This window comes from Mycobacterium sp., assembly GCF_035603715.1.
GTDB lineage: Bacteria > Actinomycetota > Actinomycetes > Mycobacteriales > Mycobacteriaceae > Mycobacterium.
Genome location: NZ_DATNJW010000422.1, coordinates 1 through 2247, shown reverse-complemented (window position 1 = coordinate 2247; position 2247 = coordinate 1). Strand labels below are relative to the sequence as shown.

General features: G+C 66.4%; 2 protein-coding genes and 1 pseudogene. All 3 read left to right on the top strand.

Annotated features, from left to right (window positions below):
* Nucleotides 1–65 precede the first annotated feature (65 nt).
* Complete coding sequence (locus tag VN856_RS17380) at nt 66–374, top strand: PE family protein (RefSeq protein ID WP_325691187.1); 309 nt, start codon at nt 66–68, stop codon at nt 372–374.
* Nucleotides 375–376: 2 nt separating this feature from the next.
* The gene (locus VN856_RS17375; RefSeq protein ID WP_325691185.1) at nt 377–2038 is read left to right on the top strand and encodes a PPE family protein; all 1662 of its coding nucleotides are present in this window, start codon (nt 377–379) and stop codon (nt 2036–2038) included.
* Nucleotides 2039–2085: 47 nt separating this feature from the next.
* Nucleotides 2086–2247, top strand: a pseudogene (locus tag VN856_RS17370) (type VII secretion protein EsxS); the annotation flags it as partial.

The following is a 2247-nucleotide window of genomic DNA, read 5'->3' as shown; positions in this document are numbered from 1 at the left end:
TCCCACGGCGGTGTGCTAAAAATGTTAATGAAAATCATGTTCATCACGGTGTCCGGAGGGCTGTCATGACATTGCGCGTCGTTCCAGAAGGCCTCGCGGCTGCCAGCGCGCGCATTGGAGCAATCACCGCACGGCTGGCCTCCGCGCAGGCAGGGTCGGCGCCGCTGATTACCGCCGTGATGCCGCCCGCCGTCGATCCGGTGTCGTTGCAGACCGCGGCTGGGTTCAGTCTGCGTGGCGGTCAGCACGCGGCGGTTGCCGCCCAGGGTGCTGAGGAGCTTGGTCGTTCCGGTGTCGGGGTCGCCGAGTCGGGTGCAAGTTATGCCGCACACGATGCCGCCGCGGCGGCGTCGTATCACGGCGCCTGGGGCTGACGATGACGGCGCCCATCTTCATGGCCGCCCCACCCGAGGTGCACTCAGCATTGTTGAGCAGTGGCCCTGGGCCCGGCTCGCTCCTCGCGGCCGCGGGGGCGTGGAACTCGCTCAGCGCCGAATACACCTCGGTGGCTGAGGAAATCAGTGAAGTGCTGGCCGAGGTGCAGGGCGGCGCCTGGCAGGGGCCCAGCGCGGAGTCCTTCGTCTCCGCATACGTCCCCTACCTCGCGTGGCTGACACAGGCCAGTGCCGACAGCGCAGCGGCGGCCACCCAGCACGAGACCGCGGCCGCCGCCTACACTGCCGCATTGGCGGCCATGCCGACCATGCCGGAGCTGGCCACCAACCATGTGGTGCACGGTGTGCTGCAGGCCACGAATTTCTTTGGGATCAACACGATTCCGATCGCGCTCAACGAGGCCGACTATGTCCGCATGTGGGTTCAGGCCGCCACCACGATGAGTACCTACCAGGTGGTCGCCGACACGGCCGTGACGGCCACCCCCGCCACCGACGCGGCGCCCCCGATCCTGAAGTCGAACGGCACGGCGCAGGCCGCCGAGAGCGGCGATCCCGCCAGCGGAATCAATGGCGACAATCCACTCGGTATCCCGCAATGGCTGCAGCAGTTCCTGGAGCAGTTCGGCATCGGTGACAGCCAGCTTGCGCACGACCCGACGGTCGACACGCCTTTCGATAACTTGATCGCGCAATGGCTGCAGAACTTCGGCTACACCTGGGATCCCGCCCAAGGCACGCTCAACGGCGCAACCTACGACACGTACGTCAACCCTGGCGAGGCATCCTTCTGGGTCGCGCGTTCCCTCGAACTCACCGAAGACTTTCAGTATTTCGGACAGCTTCTGCAGACCAATCCAGTGCAAGCGTTTCAATGGTTCATCAGCTGGCAGCTGTTCGACTTTCCCACCCACATACTGGAAGTCACGAACTTCTTGTCGGCGAACCCGGCCCTGTTCGTTGCCTTTGCCCCCGCGCTGACGCCGTTGGCGGCGGGCGGCGCAGGGTTGGCCGGGCTGGGCGCATTGGCGCAGCCGGTCATCCCCATGCTTCCCCTCGAATCCGTGGCCGCCCCGACCCTCTTTCCGTTGACCGCCCCGGCCCCCGTTGTCCTTGCGTCTTCGGTGGCACCCAGTGCGCCGGCACCATCGCCTACGCCAGCGTCCGCCGCAAGCGCACCGGCCGGTGCGCCGGCACCGACCGCGCCGCCGCCACCTGCGGCCGGACCGGGCTTTACGCCGCCGTACATCGTGGGTGGACCCACGCTGGAATCGTGGATGAGCGCGAAAGCCAAGACGCAGGAGCCGACCTCGCGGGGGGCATCGAAGTCACCGGCGGCCGCCGCAGCGATTGCCGCCGCGACGCGGGAAAAGACCCGAACGCGACGACGCCGGCGGATCGTGCAGCGCGACCACGCCGATGAATTCGCCGACATGAACGTCGATGTCGACCCGGACTGGGGTACGTCGGCGGAGGCTTCCGATCGCGGCGCCGGGCCGCTGGGCTTTGCCGGGACCGTGTCGAAGGGCAGTGAACAGGCGGTCGGATTGGCTACGCTTTCCGATGACGGTTACGGAAGCGGGCCGAGTATGCCGATGCTGCCCAACACCTGGTCGCCGGATGGGGAGGAGAAGGACGGCTGAATGTGCGTGTGTGGCAACGGTAATCAATGGACGAAAGGATTTCTGGGATGAGTATGTTGGATGCTCACATTCCGCAGTTGGTGGCGTCGCAGTCGGCGTTTGGGGCCAAGGCGGGGTTGATGCGCTCGACGATTGGTCAGGCCGAGCAGGAGGCGATGTCGTCGCAGGCGTTTTTCGCCGGTGATGGTGCGGCGGCGTTTCAGGCTGCC